General features: G+C 36.9%; 21 protein-coding genes. 5 read left to right on the forward strand and 16 right to left on the reverse strand.

The genetic code is table 11. The features are described 5' to 3' along the window. Positions 1–6: 6 nt before the first annotated feature. Entirely contained in the window at positions 7–342 is a 336-nt protein-coding gene (gene gldC / locus JEM65_RS06290; protein ID WP_199598082.1) for a gliding motility protein GldC, read from the reverse strand. Beyond that, positions 342–1,301 carry a gliding motility lipoprotein GldB gene (gene gldB / locus JEM65_RS06295; protein WP_199598083.1) on the reverse strand — a complete coding sequence of 320 codons (960 nt, stop codon included), beginning with the start codon at positions 1,299–1,301 and terminating at the stop codon, positions 342–344. The genes gldC and gldB overlap by 1 nt, the downstream gene beginning before the upstream one ends. A 96-nt stretch (positions 1,302–1,397) precedes the next feature. Here gldB and nadE point away from each other — a divergent pair, with 96 nt between their 5' ends. Next, complete coding sequence (gene nadE / locus JEM65_RS06300) at positions 1,398–2,192, forward strand: NAD(+) synthase (RefSeq protein ID WP_199598084.1); 795 nt, start codon at positions 1,398–1,400, stop codon at positions 2,190–2,192. A gap of 144 nt (positions 2,193–2,336) precedes the next feature. Beyond that, positions 2,337–2,966, forward strand: coding sequence for a response regulator (locus JEM65_RS06305; protein ID WP_199598085.1), 630 nt, complete (start codon positions 2,337–2,339; stop codon positions 2,964–2,966). Between the two features lie 3 nt (positions 2,967–2,969). On the opposite strand, the gene dnaG is transcribed toward JEM65_RS06305, so the two are convergent. Next, on the reverse strand, positions 2,970–4,934 hold the full coding sequence (gene dnaG / locus JEM65_RS06310; RefSeq protein ID WP_199598086.1) for a DNA primase: 1,965 nt from the start codon (positions 4,932–4,934) through the stop codon (positions 2,970–2,972). 103 nt (positions 4,935–5,037) lie between these two features. Here dnaG and JEM65_RS06315 point away from each other — a divergent pair, with 103 nt between their 5' ends. Next, entirely contained in the window at positions 5,038–6,231 is a 1,194-nt protein-coding gene (locus JEM65_RS06315) for a DUF748 domain-containing protein (protein ID WP_199598087.1), read from the forward strand. An 82-nt stretch (positions 6,232–6,313) separates the two neighbouring features. Here JEM65_RS06315 and JEM65_RS06320 read toward each other — a convergent pair whose 3' ends face one another. From JEM65_RS06320 to rsgA, 12 genes are all read right to left on the reverse strand, one after another. Continuing rightward, a complete protein-coding gene (locus tag JEM65_RS06320) occupies positions 6,314–7,375 on the reverse strand; it encodes a hypothetical protein (RefSeq protein WP_199598088.1) in 1,062 nt (353 codons plus the stop codon). Positions 7,376–7,552: 177 nt separating this feature from the next. Continuing rightward, positions 7,553–8,311 (reverse strand): hypothetical protein, encoded by a 759-nt coding sequence (locus tag JEM65_RS06325; RefSeq protein ID WP_199598089.1) that lies wholly within the window; start codon positions 8,309–8,311, stop codon positions 7,553–7,555. Further along, positions 8,286–8,861, reverse strand: coding sequence for an RNA polymerase sigma factor (locus JEM65_RS06330; RefSeq protein WP_199598090.1), 576 nt, complete (start codon positions 8,859–8,861; stop codon positions 8,286–8,288). Before JEM65_RS06330 ends, JEM65_RS06325 begins: the two co-directional genes overlap by 26 nt. 130 nt (positions 8,862–8,991) lie before the next feature. Beyond that, complete coding sequence (locus tag JEM65_RS06335; protein ID WP_199598091.1) at positions 8,992–9,969, reverse strand: polyprenyl synthetase family protein; 978 nt, start codon at positions 9,967–9,969, stop codon at positions 8,992–8,994. A 182-nt stretch (positions 9,970–10,151) separates the two neighbouring features. Beyond that, positions 10,152–11,192 carry a 23S rRNA (adenine(2503)-C(2))-methyltransferase RlmN gene (gene rlmN, locus JEM65_RS06340; RefSeq protein WP_199598092.1) on the reverse strand — a complete coding sequence of 347 codons (1,041 nt, stop codon included), beginning with the start codon at positions 11,190–11,192 and terminating at the stop codon, positions 10,152–10,154. Between the two features lie 218 nt (positions 11,193–11,410). Beyond that, on the reverse strand, positions 11,411–12,460 hold the full coding sequence (gene queA, locus JEM65_RS06345; RefSeq protein WP_199598093.1) for a tRNA preQ1(34) S-adenosylmethionine ribosyltransferase-isomerase QueA: 1,050 nt from the start codon (positions 12,458–12,460) through the stop codon (positions 11,411–11,413). A gap of 182 nt (positions 12,461–12,642) precedes the next feature. Continuing rightward, entirely contained in the window at positions 12,643–13,875 is a 1,233-nt protein-coding gene (locus tag JEM65_RS06350; RefSeq protein WP_199598094.1) for a 3-phosphoshikimate 1-carboxyvinyltransferase, read from the reverse strand. Positions 13,876–14,281: 406 nt separating this feature from the next. Then, entirely contained in the window at positions 14,282–14,608 is a 327-nt protein-coding gene (locus JEM65_RS06355; protein WP_199598095.1) for a nucleotide pyrophosphohydrolase, read from the reverse strand. A gap of 1 nt (position 14,609) precedes the next feature. Next, on the reverse strand, positions 14,610–16,616 hold the full coding sequence (locus JEM65_RS06360) for a DUF3858 domain-containing protein (RefSeq protein WP_199598096.1): 2,007 nt from the start codon (positions 16,614–16,616) through the stop codon (positions 14,610–14,612). A 4-nt stretch (positions 16,617–16,620) separates the two neighbouring features. Next, complete coding sequence (locus tag JEM65_RS06365) at positions 16,621–18,540, reverse strand: DUF3857 domain-containing protein (protein ID WP_233530547.1); 1,920 nt, start codon at positions 18,538–18,540, stop codon at positions 16,621–16,623. A 51-nt stretch (positions 18,541–18,591) separates the two neighbouring features. Continuing rightward, positions 18,592–19,044 (reverse strand): D-aminoacyl-tRNA deacylase, encoded by a 453-nt coding sequence (gene dtd, locus JEM65_RS06370; protein ID WP_199598097.1) that lies wholly within the window; start codon positions 19,042–19,044, stop codon positions 18,592–18,594. A gap of 90 nt (positions 19,045–19,134) precedes the next feature. After that, positions 19,135–20,082, reverse strand: a complete 948-nt coding sequence (rsgA, locus tag JEM65_RS06375) for a ribosome small subunit-dependent GTPase A (protein WP_199598098.1) — start codon at positions 20,080–20,082, stop codon at positions 19,135–19,137. A 613-nt stretch (positions 20,083–20,695) separates the two neighbouring features. Between rsgA and JEM65_RS06380 the strand changes: the two genes are divergently transcribed. Then, positions 20,696–21,307, forward strand: coding sequence for a hypothetical protein (locus JEM65_RS06380; protein WP_199598099.1), 612 nt, complete (start codon positions 20,696–20,698; stop codon positions 21,305–21,307). Between the two features lie 91 nt (positions 21,308–21,398). Continuing rightward, positions 21,399–22,046: a hypothetical protein gene (locus JEM65_RS06385; RefSeq protein ID WP_199598100.1), complete on the forward strand. Its 648-nt coding sequence runs from the start codon at positions 21,399–21,401 to the stop codon at positions 22,044–22,046. A gap of 104 nt (positions 22,047–22,150) precedes the next feature. Here the strand turns inward: JEM65_RS06385 and JEM65_RS06390 are convergent, their stop codons facing one another. Next, positions 22,151–23,233 carry a bifunctional 3-deoxy-7-phosphoheptulonate synthase/chorismate mutase type II gene (locus JEM65_RS06390; RefSeq protein WP_199598101.1) on the reverse strand — a complete coding sequence of 361 codons (1,083 nt, stop codon included), beginning with the start codon at positions 23,231–23,233 and terminating at the stop codon, positions 22,151–22,153. Positions 23,234–23,277: the final 44 nt, after the last annotated feature.

Below are 23,277 nucleotides of genomic sequence, written 5' to 3' on the forward strand. Positions count from 1 at the left end.
ATAGGGTTACTTATTAAGTTCTAACTTCTCAGCAAAATAATCGCAAAAATCTTTCATAGTTGCGGTCATTTTTTCATCTTGGGTTGCACGATGGAAGGTGTTGCTCATTTCCACCAAAGTCTGATGGAAAAACAATTTCATTTCATCGACAGGCATATCTTTCGTCCATAAATCAATCCGCAAGGTTTCCTGAGCTTTACTGTCCCAGACCGAAAGCATCATCGCTTTGGCTTCTTCATTGTTTATGCCACCGTCTTGTGCCGTCCAATTCAATTTTTCGGGAACTTTATTTTCATCTAATTCCACATGGAGTTCAATGGTAGAGGTTTTATTTTTTGACATTATTTACGAGGTTTAAATTTTGAGTTGTTAAAAATTTCGTCAGCATTCTTTTGAAGCATCTCCATCAAGGGGACGTCATTGTTGTTCATATAAGCTCTGACTATTTGCCAACCTATATACTGCCCTAACCTTCCTGGAGATTCGCTGTCCAATTCCAAATAAAATTTTGAAAAAGGAGCATCGGCAATAAATCGGCTTGCCAAACTGTTGTCTGTACTAAACAACAATTCGCGCTCAATAAAATAGCGCCATATTTCACTTTCATTTTCACCAGCCCAAGCTAACTGATATTCAGTATACCCTATTTTATCAGCATCTGATGTAAACGGAATCATTTTATCTTTAAAATACAGCTGCTTTCCAAAATAGACCATATCATCTAATAAGGTTTTTGGCTTATCTTGAAGAATGTACTGCTCGGAATAATTGGCTGCCAAATCACTCACAATTTGCGAACGTTTCATATTTTGGGTCAGGAACTTTTGGATGCCCTCATAAAAATGATGGTCTACTCCCAAATAGGTGTCTAAGGAAATCAACACAATCGTATCGGTCACAATCGTCTTGTTACGGTAATCTACATCAGAGTTTACTGTAATAACACGTGGCACTGTAAAGCTCTTATCGTAATATTTTAAATGTTGAAAAAGAGACGCGATGGCTTCCTCTTCTTTATTGAAATTAGAAAACGTCGATTTTACTTCGGCCTCCAATTCTTGCTGCAAAGAGTCATTCATGCGCTCCACCCAAACAGAATCGGGAATGCGTTCAGAAAACAAAAATGGATAGCTTTTTTTTAATTTGGGCAATTCTTTTGGCTCAGCATTGGCAAAGGCCAAATCAAAACGTTCTATAGTAACCGCAACATCAATTTTAGAAATTTCATTTTCTATTTGATTGTCTTCTTTACAAGCACTAAAAAAAAGCAGCAGGACTATTAGAAAACTAGCATTCTTCATGGGCAATTTTTAAAGGTCTTTAATTTTTATTACTTGGGTGATTACTCTATTTTTGTTGTACAAAGGTAGTATTCTTTGTGTTAAATCTTCCAAAAAATGCAAACAGAAAAAGTTATTGATCACATTGTAAACTGGTTAAAAGACTACGCCACTAACGCCAATGTAAATGGTTTTGTCATCGGTATTTCTGGCGGAATTGATTCTGCGGTCACCTCAATTTTATGCGCTAAAACGGGACTGGATGTGTGGTGCATTGAAATGCCCATTCATCAGCCGCCAAGTCATGTGTCCAGGGGTCAAGAGCATATTCAGCAGTTACAATCGAGGTTTCCAAATGTGAAAAAGGTTTTAGTAGATTTGACGCCTGTATTTGAAGAGTTTAAAACTGAAGTATCCTTAGATGGTAAACAAGCTACGGTTGATATGGCACTGGCCAATACCCGTGCACGGCTTAGAATGACTACATTGTATTATCATGCAGGATTGCATGGTTTATTGGTTGCTGGAACTGGAAATAAAGTCGAGGATTTTGGAGTTGGATTTTACACCAAATATGGCGATGGCGGTGTGGATTTAAGTCCGATTGCGGATTTAATGAAATCAGAAGTGTATGCCATTGCAAATGCCTTAGGTGTTATTGATGCCATCATAAATGCTGCTCCTAGCGATGGGTTGTTTGGCGATGACAGAACTGATGAAGATCAAATTGGAGCTTCCTACCCTGAATTGGAATGGGCGATGACCATGAAAGAAAACGGGAAGACTGCTGATGATTTTAAAGGACGCCAACAAGAAGTCTTCAAACTTTTTTCTAGATTAAATGCGGTCAACAAACACAAAATGGTTCCTATTCCTGTCTGCGAAATTCCCAAAAACTTAAAATACGCATAAAATTTGTAAGTTAATTCACTGAATCTTAGAAAATTTCAGTGGAAATTATGTTTTTTTTTATACATTTACGTAACACATCTCCACAGATTGAGCCTCAAATCTCAAGTATAGCGACCAACATAACTAATTAACACATAAGACATCATGATTAAGGTACTGGTTGTGGACTACCATCCCATAGTAAGAGAAGGATTAACCCTGCTGTTTGACAAAGATCCGGATATTGAAGTTGTAGGAACAGTGGCAACAGGTATAGAGATTTTTGAATTTATACGACGCCACCAAGTAGATGTACTGATTTCTGAAATTGATCTTCCTGAGCTCAACGGAATTACTGCATTAAGAGCCATCAAAAAAGAAAATACAGATTTGAAAGTCATCATGTTCAGTCACCAACCTGAAGAAATCTACGCCATTAGCACTATAAAGGCAGGCGCTTCAGGATATCTTTCTAAAACTGTAGACACCGCAACCATCAAAGACGCAATTATCAAAGTGCATGGTGGTAACATCTATTTAAGTGATGCCATGGCTAAGCACTTAAATTATAATGACACCCGAAATAAGAAGAGTAAGCTTTATAAACGCCTCTCTACGCGAGAAGTTGAAGTATTGAAATTGCTGTCTTCGGGTAAGAAAAACAAGGAAATAGCTCTTGAACTCGATATCAATGAAAAGACGGTCAGCACTTACAAAGCGCGACTTTTTAAGAAACTAAATGTGAATAATCTGGTAGATTTAATCCATCAGGCGGGACATATGGGCACAATTTAAAACTTACCCTCCAACAACTTTTCCAAGCTTTTTGGACAAGAGCGTTTTTAATCTTAAATAATCTCTAACGTCTTCCATAATACTAATTGTGTTGACATCAGGCCTTGTTATATCAGTTTGATATTCCACAACTTTTTGATCAATAAGAAAACATCTGAGACTTAAGATTGTTTGGGTTACCAATTGCGCAATGGTCTCCTTCTTTTCTTTAGGAATAATATGATTTCGTTCCCAATCATGCAAACTATAACGCTCATCATTCATCAAAATGGTAGTGACTTCATTGGCCATATTTTGATCAAGCTTATTGATAAAGTCTTTTAACTGAAATTCTTTCGCTTGGTGCAAGGCGTCTATAATTACATAATATAAATTTTTAAACCCTTCATCAGAAAATTGCATTTCATCCTCCTGCAAGTCCAAATAAATTTTTTCAAAAACTTTGGCTTCATGGATCACAGGCTCTAATTTTAAATCGCCTGATTTTTCATCTTCTTTCATCACCAAATCTTCAAACTGTTCGGTTTCATTACCGTAAAGTAGAAGAATTTCAATGATTTTCAGTTCCAGCTCATATTGGTGGTTAATCTTTTTACTAGGTTGCTCCGTACGCACTACGTCAAAAGCGCGTTGTTCCGGTCTCTGCTGTTTGCCGGGGTCTTGAGTATCCTTTTTATTGATTTGTGCCAAGGTAGTAAACAGAACCTGCTCACTAATATCCATGATATTAGAACATTCTCTAATATAGATTTCACGCTTAATTGGATCAGGAATTTTCGCAATACTATTGACGATTTCCCGGATGGTATCCGCTTTTTTTATGGGGTCATTTTTAGCATCTTCGACCAATAACGACGCTTTAAACTGAATAAAATCTTTCGCATTTTCTTCAAGATACACTGAAAGTTCTTCCAAAGTATTTTGCCTTGCAAAACTGTCAGGGTCGTCTCCTTTAGGGAACGAACACACCTTCACGTTCATGCCCTGTTCCAAAATTAAATCAATCCCCCTAACTGACGCTCGTAAGCCGGCAGCATCCCCATCAAAAAGCACGGTAATGTTTTTGGTCAGCCGATTGATCAACCTAACTTGTTCGGGCGATAGCGCCGTACCTGATGACGCTACTACGTTTCTGATTCCCGTTTGATGAAATTGAATCACGTCAGTATAGCCTTCAACCAAATAACAATTGTCCTCTTTGGCTATCGCTTGTTTGGCATGAAACAAGCCATAGAGAATTTTACTTTTATGATACACTTCACTTTCCGGCGAGTTCATGTATTTTGCCGCTTTTTTATCGGCACCCAAAATGCGGCCACCAAAGCCCAAAATTCTGCCACTCATACTGTGGATAGGAAACATCACCCGACCTTTAAATCGGTCAAAACGCTTCTCCTCCTTAACAATGGTCAGTCCTGTCTTTTCGAGAAATTGAATTTGGTATCCTTTTTTTAAGGCTTCATCTGTAAACCCTTGCCACTCATCCAGAGAATAACCCAGATTAAAAGTTTTTATGGTGTCATCTGTAAACCCACGTTCCTTAAAATAACTGAGGCCAATCGATTTTCCTTGATCGGTTTTGTGAAGGATTTTCTGAAAATAGGTATTTGCGAATTCATTCACCAAATACAGACTTTCGCGCTCATTGGCTTCTTCCTTCTGCTCGTTGGTTTGCTCAGTTTCTTCTATTTCAATATTGTACTTTCTAGCTAAATATTTAATGGCTTCAGGATAGGTAAAATGCTCGTGCTCCATTAAAAACGTCACTGCATTACCACCTTTGCCACTACTAAAATCCTTCCATATTTGCTTTACGGGGCTCACTACAAAACTTGGTGAGCGTTCATCACTAAAAGGACTTAAGCCTTTAAAGTTACTTCCCGATTTTTTCAGGTTGACGAAATCGCCAATAACCTCCTCAACACGGGCGGTTTCAAATACTTGTTCTATGGAGAATCTTGAGATCAAAGGAGAGTTATAATTTTTTGTAAAAATAGTGTAAACAAATTAATTTACTCAACCCATTTTGAAACCATCGAGTTTTTCGTAATTTTAATAAAAAAGAAAATCCATGGGTACAACAAAAAGACGAAGCGCCTACAAAAAGAAAAGGTATACAATTTTAATTATTATTGTTGTAGTGTTGGTGGCTTTTAGACTCTATTTACCAACATTGGTCAAAAACAATCTCAATAAAATTCTTGCTGACATCCCGGGCTATTACGGTCAGGTTGAAGATGTGGATATTGCTTTAATACGTGGTGCTTATGTTATAAATGGTATGTATTTAAACAAGGTGAACGCCAAAACTCAGATACCTTTTTTAAACTTTCCAAACAACGATATCTCCATTGAGTGGAAATCTCTTTTTAGAGGGAAAATTGTGAGCGAGATTATTATGACAAGTCCTGAAGTCATTTACATTTTTGAAGATCAGAAGACACCCTCTGAAGGTAAAACTGCAGATGTAGACGACTGGACAAAAGCTTTAACCGAAATCGTTCCTATTGATATCAACCACTTTGAGGTCCACAATGGTAAAATTGCTTTTGTGCAGTTACAAGCCGAACCAAATATTGATTTGAATATTTCAAAAATAGAGTTGTACGCCGATAATTTACGTAATGTCATCTCTAAGGAAGGCACTTTACCTTCGCCTATTCATGCCACCGGAGTAACCTTTGGAAATGGAAACATGACCTTAGATGGAGATATTAATTTGATTAAGGAAATTCCTGATATGAATTTAGAGTTTGCGCTGGAAGGGTCTAATGCTACTGCCCTAAATGATCTGACGCGCCATTATGCAGGTATTGATTTTGAAAAAGGAACATTTGAACTCTATAGCGAAATAGCCATTGCCAATGGCTACTTGAAAGGCTATATTAAACCGATGATTACAGATTCAAAATTAATTGGAAAAGAGGATGGATTTCTAGGGGTGTTGTGGGAGGGCTTTGTTGGCTTTTTTAAATTCGTTCTGAAAAATCAGCGTACGGACACTTTGGCGACAAAAGTGCCCATTGAGGGCGACTTAAACCATGTTGAATCTGGAGTTTGGCCAACAGTAATAAACATTTTTGGCAATGCGTGGATTAAGGCTTTTAAGGGTGAAGTTGATGACGATATCGATTTTGAAGATGCATTTCAGCAGGCTAAAGATGATGCCAATAAAGCTTTGGATAAGGAAAAAAGAAGGGAAGAACGTGAAAAACGAAAAGAACAGCGCAAAAAGGAACGTGAAAAACGTAAGGCAGAAAATTAATGGGTTTAGAAAAAAAAAGCCTTGAAAAATTTTCAAGACCTTTTTTGACTAACACAAATTAATGAATTCATTATTTTACTTCTTAATCTAATGCCCAACGCAATCCTAAAGACACATTACGCTGGTCAACCATTTGATTTTTAAATAGCGTGTTCAGATTGTATTTAGCGTAGACACTAAAGTCTCCCACGCCAACATAACCGCTTAAACCATACACAAAACTGTTGGTATTAAAATCTGATTTTACTTTTTCCTTTTGATTGTCGCCGTCTACTTCATATTTTAATTTTTGCATCGTGTTTAAATTTAGACCAGCAAATCCACCTATTCCAATCTTAAATTGATTATCATTAAAATATCTGATGCGGTCTCCATAATCTTTCAATTTAGACGGTCCAAATTCAAAATGGACAGGAACAACTAAACTCGTGGTTCTCAATTTTGATTTTTTAAGATTTAAAGGATAGGTTGCCAAACTGGTATCGTCTCCATTCTCAACAAAGTATTGATTATCCTTGATGCTTAACTTATTCCATTGCAAGGACAAGCCATAATTAACTCTGACAAAATTTGAATTTTCGAGTACTCTGGTACTCCAAATCCAACCCAGTTCCACGAATCCAGATCCTCCAATTTCGTAGGGTGAATCGTTTAAACTTTGGCCGTCCGTAATGGTGTTGTTGAACCCAATGGCAAACAACAATTTATTACCGGTACGGATGTCATATTTTGGTGTGGAATCCTTAGCAAAGGACAAGATTTTCTTTTGGCCAATCGAAATCACGAAATTAGTATCTGTAGAATGTTTTGCCGCGTAATACTCGGGATTACGCTTTATAAGCTCTATTTGGCTGTCTACAATGGTCAACCGATTTTCAATATTTAAGGCACGTTTTTTTGCCAACTCTCGTTTCAACTCCTCAGCTTGAGGTTTCGTAATCTCACCATTTTCAAGACGTTGATTAATCGCCTCTACCTCAGCTTTTAAAAAGGCTTTTTCCTTATTTGCAATGGTTTCCTTGTACTGCTGAAGTTTTTCAATTCTTATTTGGCTTTGGGCTTTTTGTAGCGTATCCTGTGCTTGCGTTTTATCCATAATTAAGCATAAGCTTGCCAGCACAATACATTTGATAATTGTGTTCATAGTGTTCGATTTTTGATTGATGTATATTGATTGATGATTGGTGACCCGCCCGAACTTGCCTTTTCGGTACGGGCGGGTTGGTGATTGGTGATTGGTGATTGGTGATCTATTAAAATTGAGAATCCTTACAACTTTATGAGTGCATTTTTTATTAATTATGACACTATTTATCGCGCTTTAATTATGACGTTCGGCAACCGCAGTTCTTAGTGTTTCATAACTATTTTTGAGTGCTTCGAATATTTTATTTCTAAACGATTCCTGCAAATCTGTTTCGACATCTCGTAGGAGAGCGTTGGCATCAACAGCATAATTACTTTCGCGGATAGCTGATTGGTAATTCATTTCTTTTTGGGCTTTTACCAATAACGCTTCAATATCCGCATCTGTTACCGTTTCTCCTTTACTTGTTAAATCTTGAATTTGGGCTACAATTTCTGTAATCTTTATATTTTCCAAGGTTTCCATTTCACTATTAGGGACCATAGGCGAGACTGGTGCTACCTGATTATTTTTAACAATTTCAGTTCTTTGTTGTTTTGCTGATGTTATAATATCCTGTGATTTTATCGGTTGCTTTGTAACATCGTTCTTCTCTACTTGAGCAGCTGTATCACTCTTTTCATTACGCTCTACCAACTGATGTTCCTGTGGTGCTTGCTCCATTTTTAAGGATTGCTCATCAACCTGCTCTTGTGTCTCAACAACAATTTGATTTTGAAGGTCAGGAGTGTTTCCGTTAAAAAACAGTGTCGTTATAAATAGTAACGTCGTGACACTGGCCGCGATACCGATCCACCAAAACATTGGTTTGATACTATGCTTTTCAGAGGCGTCTAATCTCTCAGACAAGGCGCCCCAGGAGGCGTCAGAGGGCGTCATCACTCTCTTTTCAAGCACCTGTTTTATATTATCTTCCCATTTCACTTGTTTCATTGTGCTGTCTATTTGATGTGTTAATCTTTTGCTGTAGCAGTTGCTTTGCCTTAAATAACTGCGATTTAGAAGTGCCTTCCGTAATGTTGAGTAAGGTTGCAATCTCATGATGCTTATAGCCCTCAATAGCATACATTACAAACACAATCTTATAGCCTTCAGGCAAGGCATCAATGTGCCGCTGAATCTCTTCCAATTCAAATTCCGATTCCATAGTGTTATCGTGCTGATGCACAATTTCAACATCTTCAACTGAAAACTCAAGAGTCTTTTGTTGCCTTAAAAACGAAATCGCTTCCCTAACCATAATTTTCCGAAGCCATCCTTCAAAACTGCCGTCATTTTTAAAGTTTTTCAGATTGGTTAAGGCCTTAAAAAAACCGTTGAGCATCACATTTTCCGCATGTTGAAGATCCTTAATATAATAGCGACAAATACTCAACATTTTTGGCGCGTGTGTTTCATAAAGCACATGTTGTGCCTCACGATTATTTTTAACCGCTTTTTTAATGAGTTGGATGTTGTTATTATGTAACTGGATAACTTTCAAAAATTGGTCTGATTAAGTCTTCTATTTATAAAGACGTCAATCTAATGCAAAAGGTTGCCTGGGGGAGTAAAAAAAAGTCGCCTAATTAAATATAGACACTAATTGTGGAATATAGCAGCTTTAAAAACGCCTATTTCTTCCTGTCAATTACGTAATTGACCATCAGTAATAGGGAGGCCTTAAATTCAGATTCAGGATAGGTAGTGAGGAGTTGAAGAGCTTCCTCTTGAAACGCCTTCATCTTGGCAACCGCATAATCGAGTCCGCCTTTACTTTTAACAAAAGCAATAACTTCCTTGACCCGTTTTTTATTTTTATTTTGGTTTTTAACCGAATTGATCAACCAAGATTTTTCTTTTTTCGAACAATTGTTGATGGCATAGATAAGCGGCAAGGTCATTTTTTGCTCCTTGATATCGATCCCGGTAGGCTTACCGATGGCCTCATTGCCATAATCAAATAAATCGTCTTTAATTTGAAAGGCCATTCCTATCAGCTCACCAAACTTACGCATGGTTTCTACATCGGGTGAGTTCGGTTTTACGGATGCCGCACCAAGGCTACAACAAGCCGCGATAAGCGTGGCTGTCTTTTGGCGGATGATTTCGTAATAAATCTCTTCTGTAATGTCCAATTGACGTGCTTTTTCAATTTGAAGCAACTCGCCTTCACTCATTTCCCTTACCGCTACGGAGATGATTTTAAGAAGATCAAAATCATTATTATCGATGGAAAGCAATAAGCCTTTAGACAGTAGATAATCACCAATAAGAACTGCAATTTTATTTTTCCACAAGGCGTTTACGGAGAAAAACCCTCGCCTTCTGTTACTATCATCCACAACATCATCATGCACTAAGGTGGCGGTGTGGATCAGTTCAATTACGGCAGCACCTCTATAGGTGCGTTCACTTACGTTACCATTGTTGACCATCTTGGCCACGAGAAACACGAACATAGGTCGCATTTGTTTGCCTTTTCTGTTTACGATGTAGGTTGTTATCCGATTTAAAAGCGCCACTTTTGAAGACATAGAAAGTAGAAACTTTTGTTCAAAAAGTTCCATTTCATATGCAATGGGCTGCTTTATTTGTTCAACAATTTTCAAGTGAATGTCGTCCTGTAGAATTTGACAACAAACGTACTAAAAATGGCCATGATATGCTATTATTAAATTTAGAAAGACGTGTGCTTAGTGTAAAAAAACATCACATTCATCAACTTGACTTCCACCGTCTCGGTTTTTTTAATTCAGCAAAATCACTTCTAAACAATTAGTCACTAAAATTTTTAGGACTTATTAGCCAACTGTCCGCAAGCCGCATCAATATCTTTACCTCTAGAGCGTCTCACTGTGACGGTAATATTATTCGCTTCCAACATGGAGATATACATATCTAAGGCCGCACTATCGGCTTGTTGAAACTGTCCATCATCTATGGGATTGTATTCAATTAAATTCACCTTACTGGGTGCAAATTTGCAGAATTGAATCAAAGCTTCCACATCCTTTCTAGAGTCGTTAATACCATCCCAAACCACATATTCATAGGTAATTGTATTTTTTGTTTTGGCATACCAATATTCTAAGGCTTCTCTTAAATCAGCCAAAGGGAATGTAGCATTAAATGGCATAATAGACGTTCGGACTTCATCAATAGCCGAATGCAGTGATACGGCAAGGCCGAATTTGACCTCATCATCTGCCATTTTCTTGATCATTTTAGGCACTCCTGATGTAGACACAATAATTCGTTTGGGAGACATGCCCAAACCTTCGGGAGAAGTTATCTTCTCAATAGCCTTCAACACATTGTTGTAGTTCATGAGTGGTTCTCCCATGCCCATAAACACAATATTGCTTAAGGGTCTATTAAAATATAACCTGCTTTCCTTATCAATGGCCACCACCTGATCAAAGATTTCATCAGGGTTAAGGTTACGCATGCGTTTAAGACGCGACGTAGCACAGAATTTACAATCCAAACTACAGCCTACTTGAGATGACACACAGGCCGTAGACCGCCTTGAAGTAGGTATCAATACAGACTCCACAATCAACCCGTCGTGTAAGCGCACGGCGTTTTTAATTGTTCCATCATTGCTACGTTGCATTTGGTCTACTTCAATATGATTGATCACAAAATAGTCCTCCAGCACCTGACGCATGTCTTTGGAGATGTTGGTCATGTCCTCAAACTTGTGGGCACCTTTGTTCCATAGCCACTCATAAACTTGATTCCCCCTAAATTCCTTATCGCCTTGTGCCACGAAAAATTCACGGAGTTGTTCTTTTGATAGTGCGCGTATGTCTTTTTTTGTTGTTTCCATTGCTGATGCAAAAATAATGAAAGGAAACTACTTGAAGGTGAAAATGAAATTGAAATTGAAATTGAAGTTGAAGTTGAAGGTGAAGTCTAAATTGAACCTTAAATATCTTCTATGCGATAATTCACTGAAAAAATTGACTGAGGACTGAAAACTGAAAACTGCAGACTAAAAAAAAGCCCCATCCAAAAGAATGAGGCCCTAAGTATATTATCTGTTTTTTAAATAATCAACATAGCGTCTCCATAGGTATAGAAACGGTACTTTTCTTTAACTGCTTCTTCGTAAGCTTGTTTCATGAAATCATGACCAGCAAACGCCGAAACCATCATCAATAAGGTCGATTTTGGCGTATGGAAATTGGTAATCATGCAGTTTGCAATGCTAAATTCATAAGGAGGAAAAATAAATTTGTTGGTCCATCCTGAAAATTCATTTAATGTCCCACTTGAAGATACTGAACTTTCAACAGCTCTCATTGCGGTTGTACCTACGGCGCACACTCTCTTTTTCTTCGTTTTGGCATAATTGACAATGTCAGCCGCTTGTTGGTTTACAAAAGCCTCTTCACTATCCATTTTATGCTTAGATAAATCTTCTACCTCAACTGGATTAAATGTTCCTAAACCAACATGAAGTGTTACCTCAGCAAAATTGATCCCTTTGATTTCCAAACGCTTTAATAAGTGTTTAGAGAAATGCAAACCAGCAGTTGGTGCAGCAACGGCACCTTCGTTTTTTGCAAAAATGGTTTGGTAGCGCTCTTCATCTTCTGGCTCTACATCTCTTTTAATGTATTTAGGAAGTGGCGTTTCACCTAATTCAGTCAATTTTTGACGGAATTCTTTATAAGAACCGTCGTATAAGAAACGCAATGTACGCCCTCTAGAAGTTGTATTGTCAATCACCTCAGCCACTAAGGTCTCATCATCTCCAAAATATAATTTGTTACCAATACGTATTTTACGAGCCGGATCAACTAAAACATCCCACAAGCGCTGCTCCTCATTTAGTTCTCTCAATAAAAACACTTCAATTCTTGCTCCCGTTTTTTCCTTATTACCGTATAAACGTGCCGGAAAAACCTTAGTATTATTAAGGATCATGACATCTCCTTCATCAAAATAATCAATAATATCCTTGAACAATTTATGTTCAATCGTCTTATTTTTTCTGTTTAAGACCATCAAACGGGCTTCATCTCTATGTTCAGAAGGATGTTCAGCTAATAATTCTTCAGGAAGTTTAAAATTAAAATGGGATAATTTCATGTTTAAATGTGTTTATTCAAATTGATCAGATCTATCTGCCAATAAATCTCAGGACTACGTTTTCTACCAACCCGAATGCCTCTACTCAGTTATAAGTATTTCACAATGCGATTTGTATAGATTTTTTGCAAGCTGCAAATATACAATCTCAAAGTAGGCGTTGTCAAGTAAATGACCGATTATTATTTTGATATTTTAAATCCGATCGTTTTAAGATCTTCCCAAAAGGTTGGGTAGGATTTAGACACCACCATGGCGTCTTCAATCTGGAGATTTGTTTTCAATGCTAAAGGCGCAAAGGCCATAGCCATCCTGTGGTCATGGTAAGTAGCAATACTGACGTTATCGTTAATTTGTGTAGAGGAGTGTAATAGTAAAGCCTCATTGGTGATGTCTACTTGAGCACCTAATTTCTCCAATTCTGTTTTCAAGGCCACCAATCGGTCCGTTTCTTTGATTTTTAAGGTGTGCAATCCAGTCAAATGACATCCAATACCCAAACCAAAACAGGTTACCGCAATAGTTTGTGCAATGTCTGGTGCATTTTGAAGTTGGCAATTGACAGACCCCAATTGTGCTTCATCTGTCTTTACTAAGGTTATTGTGTTATTGCCAAAGGTCGTGGTCACACCAAAATCAGTATAAATGCTAGCCAACACCGAATCTCCTTGGAGGCTGTCTTTTTTATAATGGGATAAGGTGATCGTTGTACCAACCGGACTTAACGCTACAATGCTATAAAAATAAGATACGGAAGACCAATCACTTTCCACCGTTAACACTTGTTGCTGCGGAGATAACTTTTGGAGGGGTCTGACCGTTATGAGGTTGTTTTTGAAACTTGTTTCTACACCAATTTGAGTCAGCAAATCCAAAGTCATGTTGATATAGGGCACTGAAGTAATTTTACCTTCTAAGGTTAATTCCAAGCCATTTTCTAATTTTGGAGCAATTAATAATAAGGCCGAAATGTACTGACTACTAACGTTTGCTTTTAGTGATACTTGGTCTTTAGTGAGCGGTTTTCCATTAATTTTTAATGGCGGGCAGCCTTCTGTTTCAAGATATGAAATGTCTGCACCTAATGCGTTTAAAGCCTGGACCAGCACCTGAATAGGCCGTTCTTTCATTCGGGCAGAACCCGTTATAGTAATGTCTCTACCTTCTTGGGTAGCAAAAAATGCCGTTAAAAATCGCATTGCGGTACCTGCATGAGACACGTCAATATGATTTGACGATGACTTCAATGCTTTTTGCATCGTTTCAGAATCGTCAGAATTGGACACATTTTCAATCTGTAACTCTGGATACAATGCTTGCAAAAGCAAGAGTCTATTGGACTCGCTTTTTGAACCGGTAATGATAATTGTTGGGGGATGTGCTATTATGGTAGATTTATGGAGAGTTAACAACATTGGATATACGATTTTTGATTTTTTGATTTACGCCTGCCCGTACAAAGCTTTTGCGGAGGCGAATTTATGATTTACGAAAATAGAAAAGCTATTCCACAAAGTGACACAAAGAATCACGAAGTTTCACAAAGAAAAGCCTAAATTGATTGACGATTGACGATTGACGATTGACGATTTGCGATTTGCGATTTGCGATTTGCGATTTGCGATTTGCGATTTGCGATTTGCGAAAATAGAAAAGCTATTCCACAAAGTGACACAAAGAATCACGAAGTTTCACAAAGAAAACCCTAAAATGATTGACGATTGATGATTTACGATTGACGATTGTTGATTGAACTCACAACCCATAACCCACAACCCATAACCCATAACCCATAACTTATAACTTATAACTCAAAAAAGACTATTTCAACTTCTCATTCTTATGATGTCTATCGTGGTCTCGCTTGGTTTTTTTATCCATTTTTTTATCGAAAGCTTCCTGCAGGTCAATACCCGTTTGGTTGGCTAAGCACAATACCACAAAAACAACATCGGCCAATTCTTCACCAAGATCCTTGTCTTTATCGCTTTCCTTCTCACTTTGTTCGCCATAACGACGGGCAATAATCCTCGCAACCTCACCAACTTCTTCTGTAAGTTGCGCCATATTGGTCAGCTCATTAAAATAGCGTACGCCGTGGGTTTTGATCCACTCATCTACTATTTTTTGGGAGTTTTGAAGTTTCATTTTATATTTTTTTAAGTACTACTTTTTCGGTTTGCTTTTCTGTCATCAGTTGATAGAATTGCTTGAAATCATCATATTCATTTGGAAGAATGAAGGACTGGTTGATGTCTAAGGAAACCAAAAATTGTAACATTTTTCCATTTGCCTTCGCAATATACTTAAACTCACCTGCATTTCCCTGAAACTGCAACACGGAATTCTCCGGCAGGGACTCCACAACATAGCCGTCCGGAATGATCACGTTAATAGTGTATTTATCGTTAAATGAGTACACAAAATCAATTGGATACTCTCTTTTGTCTAGCTTAAATGGATTTTCCTTTGGCGCAAAAAACAACATTGGGGTTAAAAACACCTTATCGCCTATTTGCTCTATCCCATTCTTCAGATTGTAATCATATACATAAATTATTGGATTGTTCAAAACCTCCATATCAGTAATTTCATAATTTGACACTTCTATTTCACCTTTATCCTTTTCAATAGCCATCAATTTTTCTTCGGCATTATAATTTTGATATTTACTTCTAAAATTCTTGGCAGCAAATGAGGTCATATGACCTCTTATCCTGCCATCAATAGATAGATCATCATTAATTTTTGCATTTAATGAAGTGTTCTCTTTAACCATCTCTTTTGGTTTTAGATCAAACCACGCCGAACTACCAGCCTCCCTTATGATCCTGCCCTGCCAGTTAATTGCTCGTATAGGAAGCACATTGGGTGTTGCGAATTTATCCGTTGCGTCCAGAATAATCACATCGTTGAACACTTCAATTGCGGAAACAACATAATTGAAACCACCGGTTGCAGGAAATAACGGAATATCATTACTTCGTGTACTGATCAACATGGGATTGGCATTAATTTTAGCATAACGTAACATAGCCGTGAGCATTAAATTAATGTCGGCTACATTACCAACACCTTCTTTATAGGCCTTTCTCACACCATTATCAGTGGTATAACCATTATAATCATTCCACTTAACTTTGGATTTTACAAAATTATAAATCAGGTTGATTTTTTCAGAATCACCGGTTACACCTTTAATCAATGCAGACACATCCTCTTCAAAATAATTGGTCTGTTTTAATTGTGCTCCAAATTCGCTGTCATCAAAAATTGTTTTAGTCACCTCATCCCAGGTGGATGCAAAATTTGTAATTTGACCATTAGGATCTTTAGAAAATGCATATTCCCATATTAATTTGGTCCTATAGGTATTTAGGTTGCTGACATAACTCTCATTTTTAAGTGCAGGAATATTGGATAATTTTATGTCAGTCTTGTTCTCTTTGAATTCCCATTTCCTAGCGGAAAATCTTGTACTTGTAGACACAAAGCCCTCTCTGCTCCTAGTACGAATTTCTTCAGTTCTGTTAACCTGAGACTCATTGAGTTTTGGAATATAGACAGCTCTTGGATTAACATATTTATTAAAATTATAAAATTCAGGAATTCTTACATACATATCCAATTCCTTTATTGGAATACCATATTGCAAAATAATGTCACCAATACTTATGTACGGAGAAGTTATCTTATATTCAAATTCTATGATACATCCATCTTTAATATTTGGCAGGGTGAGCTTTGAAGTTTTCCAATATTTATTGTTTTTTTCATCAAAAACGCCATCTTTCTTTAATTTGGCTCCCTCTATCTTCCCATTCTCCATGGTGTAGGTTACTGCCTTTAAATTACTGATAGTTTCCCGTTTCGATCCATTATCTCTTAATTGAATCTCTTCAGTAGCCCATTCAAAACCGTCCTTATTATAAATTTTTATACGCTTGTATACTTCTGTAATCTGCATGAAACCCTCACTTTGCACGTAATCATAGTAAGTTTTTTGATTGAGATATAAAACTGCAGCATTTGCTTCAGGATCTTCAGGATATGCCGTTTCCTGAAGTTCATCCATGGATACTTTTCCGAATCTGTAATCTTGGGCATTGGACCAGTTAAATGCAATAACAATAAACAGGTAGATAATTTTTTTCATGAGACTAAGATTTTTTTATGAGTATAATCCTTGATTGATCTTGTTTAACAATTTCTAAATAAAAATTTCTGAAATCCTCATAGTCTTCCTTGGCATAATCGCCTTTATTCAAAATAAAAATTCGTTTGAATAGTAAGGTATTATCTCCGTTTTCAGTAATGGTATAACTGTATTTGCCAAACTTGTTTTCGATAAGCGTTTCATTTTGAAGTGCTTCAACCTCAAAGTTTTCTGGAATTAAAATCACATATTCATCCATATCATGAAATCCACGCTCTATTTCAAATGGTAGTTTTCTGTCTCTATAACGCGTTGGCACATTTGAAAGCACATTGAAAAAATTTGGACTCAACAGCAATCGGTTCCCTGTTTTGGAGGCATATTTCTTTGCGGACAATTGAATGTTTTCAGTAAACACTATCGTGTCTTTATCGTTACTGTAGCTCATTGAAAGTATGTCTACATTGTTGATATAACCCCAGTAATCTTTGTAATGAAGGATTTGTTCTTTTAAGGCACTATTCTGAATTCCCTCCCGATGCCCATATTGAGTGCCGTAGGATTTTAAATTAATTTTAGCCTCGATATCGCCATCTTCTGTCAAGACGATATTTGCCTTGGCATCCAATAGGTTTTTCGCAGCAGTATAAATTTTAGTACGGACAATTTCACCACCATCAGGCCTGATAACAAACACATTCCTGTCGTCAGTAAAATTGGCGTTATACCCAAAGGGCGAGGTTTGACTTGTGCATTCCAACCAGATATTCGTTCCTTCATAAGGAAGATTTAAAATGACATGATTTGATTGTCCAAGAAAAGAGACAAAATCCTTATTGATATCCACAATATTGTTAGGAGACGCATAAACCCTTGTATAATAAGATTCAACACCAACAAGGTCCAACAAGGCTTTGGTATAGTTGGTAAGTCCTTTACAGTCGCCATATTTGACTTCATCCACTTTTAAGGCCTCAATAGGCTGGATTCCTCCAATACCTTCTTGTACACTGATGTATCTTGTGTTATTTTGAACATATTGATACACCAGTCTGGCCCTATCGATGGGATCGTCAAGTCCTGAAACCAAAGTCATGATTTCATTCTTGGTTTTTTCAGAAACTCGAGTTCTCCCTAGCAACAATTGCTCATGCATCCATTTCCCTAGACCTTCCCAATCGTTTGAATTACCAACATATCCTTCATAGGAGAAGTTTTTCAAATTGAGCATAGCATAGGGGGTTATATCCTTTAGGCTCGGGCTGTATTCTTCATAAAGGATGGCTTTAAGGTTGTTGGCTTCGTAGTGGATTTCACCCGCTTTGGATTGATTTATTATGCCAAACTTCTCAAAATTGCTTTCAGATTTGTTCAATTCGTTAGAAGGATCATAACGAAACACGTAGCGGCTGTTTTCAGTACTTATTGAAAACCCTTCTATAGGTCTCCACCTTCTTATATATGCCGTGTAATTGTATTCAACCTCGGTCTCAAAAAGCACCGTATAAGGATAATCAACTGGGGTGTATCTCAGATATTTAACACGACTGTCTGAATAAAGTGTACCACCAGCAACAGCACTTACGTCTTCAAAATCATTTTTCTTGATTTTTTTTATTTCCTTCCCTCTAGAATTATAGATTCGAGCTTCCATTTTTCTAATTGAAACATTCTTATCATACCCCATTGAAGTACCAACTTGGGAGTTGCCGGAAGAATTTAAAATTGTAACAATGCGTTTATTGGTATACACCATTTTATTATAAGATTTAACTTCAATATGGATATCATCCAGTCTTACAACAGCATTTGCATTTTCTCTTAAATCAGAAGGAATGTTGTGGGAGCTCAATAGTTTTTCTTGCTGTGCGACACTCAAAACAGGAAAAACCAGAAGAAAAATTAAGCGGTAAATTTTTATCATGGGAGCTTGTTAAAAAGCTAAAATATAACTTTTTAACAAATATTAAAGTAGTTATTCAGGATTTTTAGAATCTATAATAACCGTTACAGGACCGTCATTTAAAAGTTCAACCTTCATATCAGCACCAAATTGGCCTGTCTGAATTTTCTTGTTGAGTTGCCCTTCCAATTGCCTTATAAACTCCTCGTACAACGGGATAGCGACTTCTGGTTTCGCCGCTTTGATATAACTAGGTCTATTACCTTTTTTGGTAGATGCATGCAAGGTAAACTGACTGACGACGATGGCCTCTCCGTCAACATCTACCAGCGACGTGTTCATGACGCCTTGCTCATCTTCAAAAATACGCAAATTGGCTACTTTTCGGGTAAGCCACTGGATATCTTCTTGAGCATCATCTTCAACAATACCCAACAAAATCACAAGTCCGTTACCAATAGAAGCCACTTTTTCAGTCTCGATAGTAACACTCGCTTTAGAAACTCTTTGAACGACTACTTTCATGTTATTTTAAATCTCCGAAAAGATGCATTTAATTCTTTACTGTGTTTTGAAATTCACTCGAGTACAAACTGCCAACTGAAAACTGAAGACTTACTTCATCCATTCTTCCGTCCTGTAGTGCTCATCATCTCCTTCTAAAATTTGCAGGTAACTTCTATAGCGCGAAAAAGAAATCTCATCTCGGTCTAAAGCATCTTTTACAGCACATTTAGGCTCTTCAACATGTAGGCAATTATTGAACTTACACTCTTGTTTTAAGGCGAAAAATTCTGGAAAATAATCGCCAATTTCTTCTTTGTCCATATCTACCACACCAAAACCTTTAATTCCTGGCGTATCTATAATTTTTGCATCAAAGCTTAAATCATACATTTCTGCAAAAGTAGTGGTATGCTGTCCTTGCATATGCTGCATGGAAATTTCTTTTGTTTTCAAATCCAAATTGGGTTCAATAGCATTGACCAAAGTTGACTTCCCAACCCCTGAATGTCCCGCAAACATACTTGTTTTATTCAACATTAATCTCTTTAACTGATCAATATTCTGTCCCGTTACCGCAGATACTTCTATACACTCATATCCTATTTTTCTATAAACAGACTCTAGATATTTTACTTCCATCACGTTATCCTCTTCATAAGTATCCATCTTATTGAATACCAAAACAGTTTTAATACCATAAGCTTGGGTGGTGACCAAAAAGCGGTCTATAAAACTGGTGAGTGTAGGCGGATTATTTATGGTGATGAGCAAAAAAACCTGATCAATATTGGACGCAATGATATGGGTTTGTTTAGAAAGATTGACCGATTTTCGAACAATGTAGTTCTCTCGATCATGAATGGTATGGATAACTCCGGTAGTCACATTGTCTAAGGTTTCCACATCAAATCCTACCACATCTCCCACGGCAATGGGATTGGTGCTTTTGATGCCCTGTAGTCTGAACTTTCCCTTTATCCGGCAGTCATACACCACACCCAATTCTGTTTTTACGGTGTACCAACTTCCTGTGGATTTATAAACAATTCCTGTCATTAATCAAGTTTAAACAACAAAATAACAATTTTTAAATTGAGCAAAAGTATATCTTCTAATTAAAATTTGTAAAACTGACCACCTATATATTTAGCTTTATTACATGTATATTTTTAAAAATTTCACAATAACATGATATATATCATGTTAAACACATTTAAAAAAAGCTACCTTTTAATGTAATTTCTGACATAATTTAAAATTAAAAGCAAACTGTGAAGACGTTATAAACGCTAATGAATCTGTTAATGTTTGTATCCCATGGATGGAAGAAAATTCAGAATATCTTAAATGGTATTCTTCGGTGGAAGATGGAGCCATATTGACCATTACGAGCTACGATTATGAAAAAAGGATTGTGTCAGGTCCTTTTAACCGCACTATCCAAGGACAATCCTTTGGATCGAATTGAAATTACCAAGGGGGCGTTTTGACATCAACTAGAAATCTTTGCCATACACCAACTTCTCATAACAAAAAAAACGTATCGCGACAACGATACCTGCCATAAATTGTAAAAAAGGTTGTCCTATTATTATCCAAATTGGATGCTTTCGGTCTTTTTTTAAAATTCAACTTACTAATTTTATAAAGTAATTTAAAATAAAAAATTATGAAGAGTCTAAAAAAATTTATGATGCTATTATTAGTTCTTGTTTTGTTCACTTCTGGCTCATGTAGTGATGATGATGAATTTGGACCAACCTTACCACCAATAACCCAAACTGGTGAAAATACTTTTGGTTGTTATGTGGATGGCAAATTATTGATACCGAGAGATGGTACTGGAACGCTTCATACCCAAGATAAAGGGGTGTCTTTTTGGGGATCCCCTAATCAATTTGAATACAATGAAATCTCAGTACGTGATTTTAAAACCGGTAATTGGGGTTTGCTCAATTTGCATATTGTTGATTTACATAAAAACGGAAAAGGATCATACACAATCTATAATAGTAATTGCGAGGATGGAATTGATGCCAAAGAAAACATTAATATAACTACTAGATGGTTAGATAGTGCTTCAGGGAATCTGAAATGGTACTGTTCTGTAGAAAATGGAGGAACATTAACGATTACCAGATATGATTTTGAAAACAGGATTGTTTCTGGAACATTTAACTGTACAGTACAAAATAGAGATGACCCTTCAGATCGTATTGAAATTACCGAGGGACGTTTTGATTTAAAATGGGATACGGTAATGTACACCAATTTTCCTTAACACATAATAAACAGGTATCGCGACAACGATACCTGCCATTAATGATAAAACAACGGCTTAACAATTGTTTCACTTTTAAAGCTTTAAAATTATGAAAAAATTATTACCCGCTATTTTCTTAATTGCATTTATCTTTAATGCGAAAGCGCAAACAAACCTCTATGAAAACCCTCAATTTGATGACATTGCTAAAACACATAAAAGCATAGCCATTACACCGTTTAAAACTCAAGTAAAACTGAGACCTAAACAAATGAAAGATATGACTAATGAACAATTGGATCGTATTGAGAAATCAGAAGGCGAGGGCATCCAAACGGCAATGTACTCTTGGTTTTTAAAACGTAAAAAAAGAGGTGATATGCAAACTATCGAAATTCAAGATCCAAAGGCAACAACTGCCCTATTGAATAAAAAAGATATTAATTATATGAACATTTCAAATTACACGCCGCAAGAGTTAGCTCAAATTCTTGGCGTAGATGCCATAATAACTGGAGCCTTTGAAACTGACAAACCAATGTCAGAAGGCGCTTCAATTGCTTTAGGATTACTTGCCGGATTTTGGGGCGCTACAAACAGCGCAGTTATAAATATGAGTGTACACAATGCCGAAGATGGAATCTTATTATGGAATTACAATAAAAAAGTAAAAGGTGGCATGGGAAGCAGTTCTGAAGATTTAATCAATGTATTAATGAGAAAAGCTTCAAGAAGATTAAGCTATACTAAAAGTTAAATTCAGGAAGCGCAACAACAGAAGCATATAATTTTTAAAATTACATGACGGCAATACTAAATATAAAAGAGGCTATCACAATTTCATGACAGCCTCTTTTTATTTTACCCGTTAATAATCTTCTCCTGATGATTAATGGATTCCTGGTGAATGGCTTTAAACATTTTAAGAATAAACTCTTCACTCAATCCATTTTGCTCACCTTCCAAGACCATATTGCCTAAAATTTCATTCCAACGTTTACTTTGTAAAACCGCAACGTTTTTTTGTTTTTTCAGGACACCAATGCCGTCAGAGAACCTCATACGCTTGCCCATCATTTCAATAAGTTGATTGTCTACAACATCAATTTGAGCTCTCAAATTACTTAAGTTGGTATTGTATTCCATTTCAGGATCGGACTCTTTTCTGATTTTCAAATCTTTCATCATTTGAATCAACGCTTTTGGTGTAACTTGTTGCGCCGCATCACTCCATGCCGCATCCGGATCCGTATGTGTTTCAATCATAAGTCCGTCAAAATTCAAATCTAAGGCTGTTTGAGACACGTCAAAAATCATATCGCGTTTTCCTGTAATGTGCGATGGGTCATTGATTAAAGGCAAATCAGGGAATTTGGTTTGCAATTCAATGGCCAACTGCCATTCCGGGTTATTTCTATATTTTGTTTTGTCATACGTTGAAAAACCTCTGTGTATGGCTCCCAATCTTTTGATATCTGCAGAAGCCAAGCGCTCAATGGCACCTAACCAAAGCGGCAAATCTGGGTTGACCGGATTTTTTACCAATACAATTTTGTCGGTTCCTTTTAAGGCATCTGCAATTTCCTGAACAATAAAGGGGCTTACGGTAGACCGTGCACCAATCCAAAGCAAGTCAATATCATGTTCTAAAGCCAACTCCACATGCGCTCTATTGGCCACTTCCGTAGCGGTTTTCATGCCTGTTTCTTGCTTCACTTTTTGCAACCATTTTAAACCTAAAGCACCGACACCTTCAAACATCCCAGGGCGTGTACGTGGTTTCCATATTCCAGCCCTGTAATAACTCACATCCGTATCTTTTAACTGATGGGCGATACCTAAGACTTGTTCTTCTGTTTCTGCGCTACATGGGCCTGCAATGACCAATGGATGATCCAATTTTAAATCATCCAACCATGTTCTTAACTCTTTCTTGTTTTCCATGTTATTCTTAAATTACTATTTTGATTCTTTATTTTGTCGAGAAA

The organism is Gelidibacter salicanalis, from assembly GCF_016469035.1.
GTDB classification, from domain to species: Bacteria; Bacteroidota; Bacteroidia; order Flavobacteriales; family Flavobacteriaceae; genus Gelidibacter; species Gelidibacter salicanalis_A.

Bases quoted from the DNA above. Each gene is read 5' to 3' on its own strand.
- nadE (WP_199598084.1), top strand. From the start codon at position 1,398: ATGCAAACAGAAAAAGTTATTGATCACATTGTAAACTGGTTAAAAGAC.
- JEM65_RS06365 (WP_233530547.1), bottom strand. From the start codon at position 18,540: ATGATAAAAATTTACCGCTTAATTTTTCTTCTGGTTTTTCCTGTTTTG.
- gldC (WP_199598082.1), bottom strand. From the start codon at position 342: ATGTCAAAAAATAAAACCTCTACCATTGAACTCCATGTGGAATTAGAT.
- JEM65_RS06350 (WP_199598094.1), bottom strand. From the start codon at position 13,875: ATGTTGTTAACTCTCCATAAATCTACCATAATAGCACATCCCCCAACA.
- JEM65_RS06380 (WP_199598099.1), top strand. From the start codon at position 20,696: ATGAAGAGTCTAAAAAAATTTATGATGCTATTATTAGTTCTTGTTTTG.
- queA (WP_199598093.1), bottom strand. From the start codon at position 12,460: ATGAAATTATCCCATTTTAATTTTAAACTTCCTGAAGAATTATTAGCT.
- rsgA (WP_199598098.1), bottom strand. From the start codon at position 20,082: ATGACAGGAATTGTTTATAAATCCACAGGAAGTTGGTACACCGTAAAA.
- JEM65_RS06390 (WP_199598101.1), bottom strand. From the start codon at position 23,233: ATGGAAAACAAGAAAGAGTTAAGAACATGGTTGGATGATTTAAAATTG.
- gldB (WP_199598083.1), bottom strand. From the start codon at position 1,301: ATGAAGAATGCTAGTTTTCTAATAGTCCTGCTGCTTTTTTTTAGTGCT.
- JEM65_RS06355 (WP_199598095.1), bottom strand. From the start codon at position 14,608: ATGAAACTTCAAAACTCCCAAAAAATAGTAGATGAGTGGATCAAAACC.
- JEM65_RS06325 (WP_199598089.1), bottom strand. From the start codon at position 8,311: ATGAAACAAGTGAAATGGGAAGATAATATAAAACAGGTGCTTGAAAAG.
- JEM65_RS06385 (WP_199598100.1), top strand. From the start codon at position 21,399: ATGAAAAAATTATTACCCGCTATTTTCTTAATTGCATTTATCTTTAAT.
- JEM65_RS06360 (WP_199598096.1), bottom strand. From the start codon at position 16,616: ATGAAAAAAATTATCTACCTGTTTATTGTTATTGCATTTAACTGGTCC.
- JEM65_RS06320 (WP_199598088.1), bottom strand. From the start codon at position 7,375: ATGAACACAATTATCAAATGTATTGTGCTGGCAAGCTTATGCTTAATT.
- JEM65_RS06305 (WP_199598085.1), top strand. From the start codon at position 2,337: ATGATTAAGGTACTGGTTGTGGACTACCATCCCATAGTAAGAGAAGGA.
- JEM65_RS06315 (WP_199598087.1), top strand. From the start codon at position 5,038: ATGGGTACAACAAAAAGACGAAGCGCCTACAAAAAGAAAAGGTATACA.
- rlmN (WP_199598092.1), bottom strand. From the start codon at position 11,192: ATGGAAACAACAAAAAAAGACATACGCGCACTATCAAAAGAACAACTC.
- dtd (WP_199598097.1), bottom strand. From the start codon at position 19,044: ATGAAAGTAGTCGTTCAAAGAGTTTCTAAAGCGAGTGTTACTATCGAG.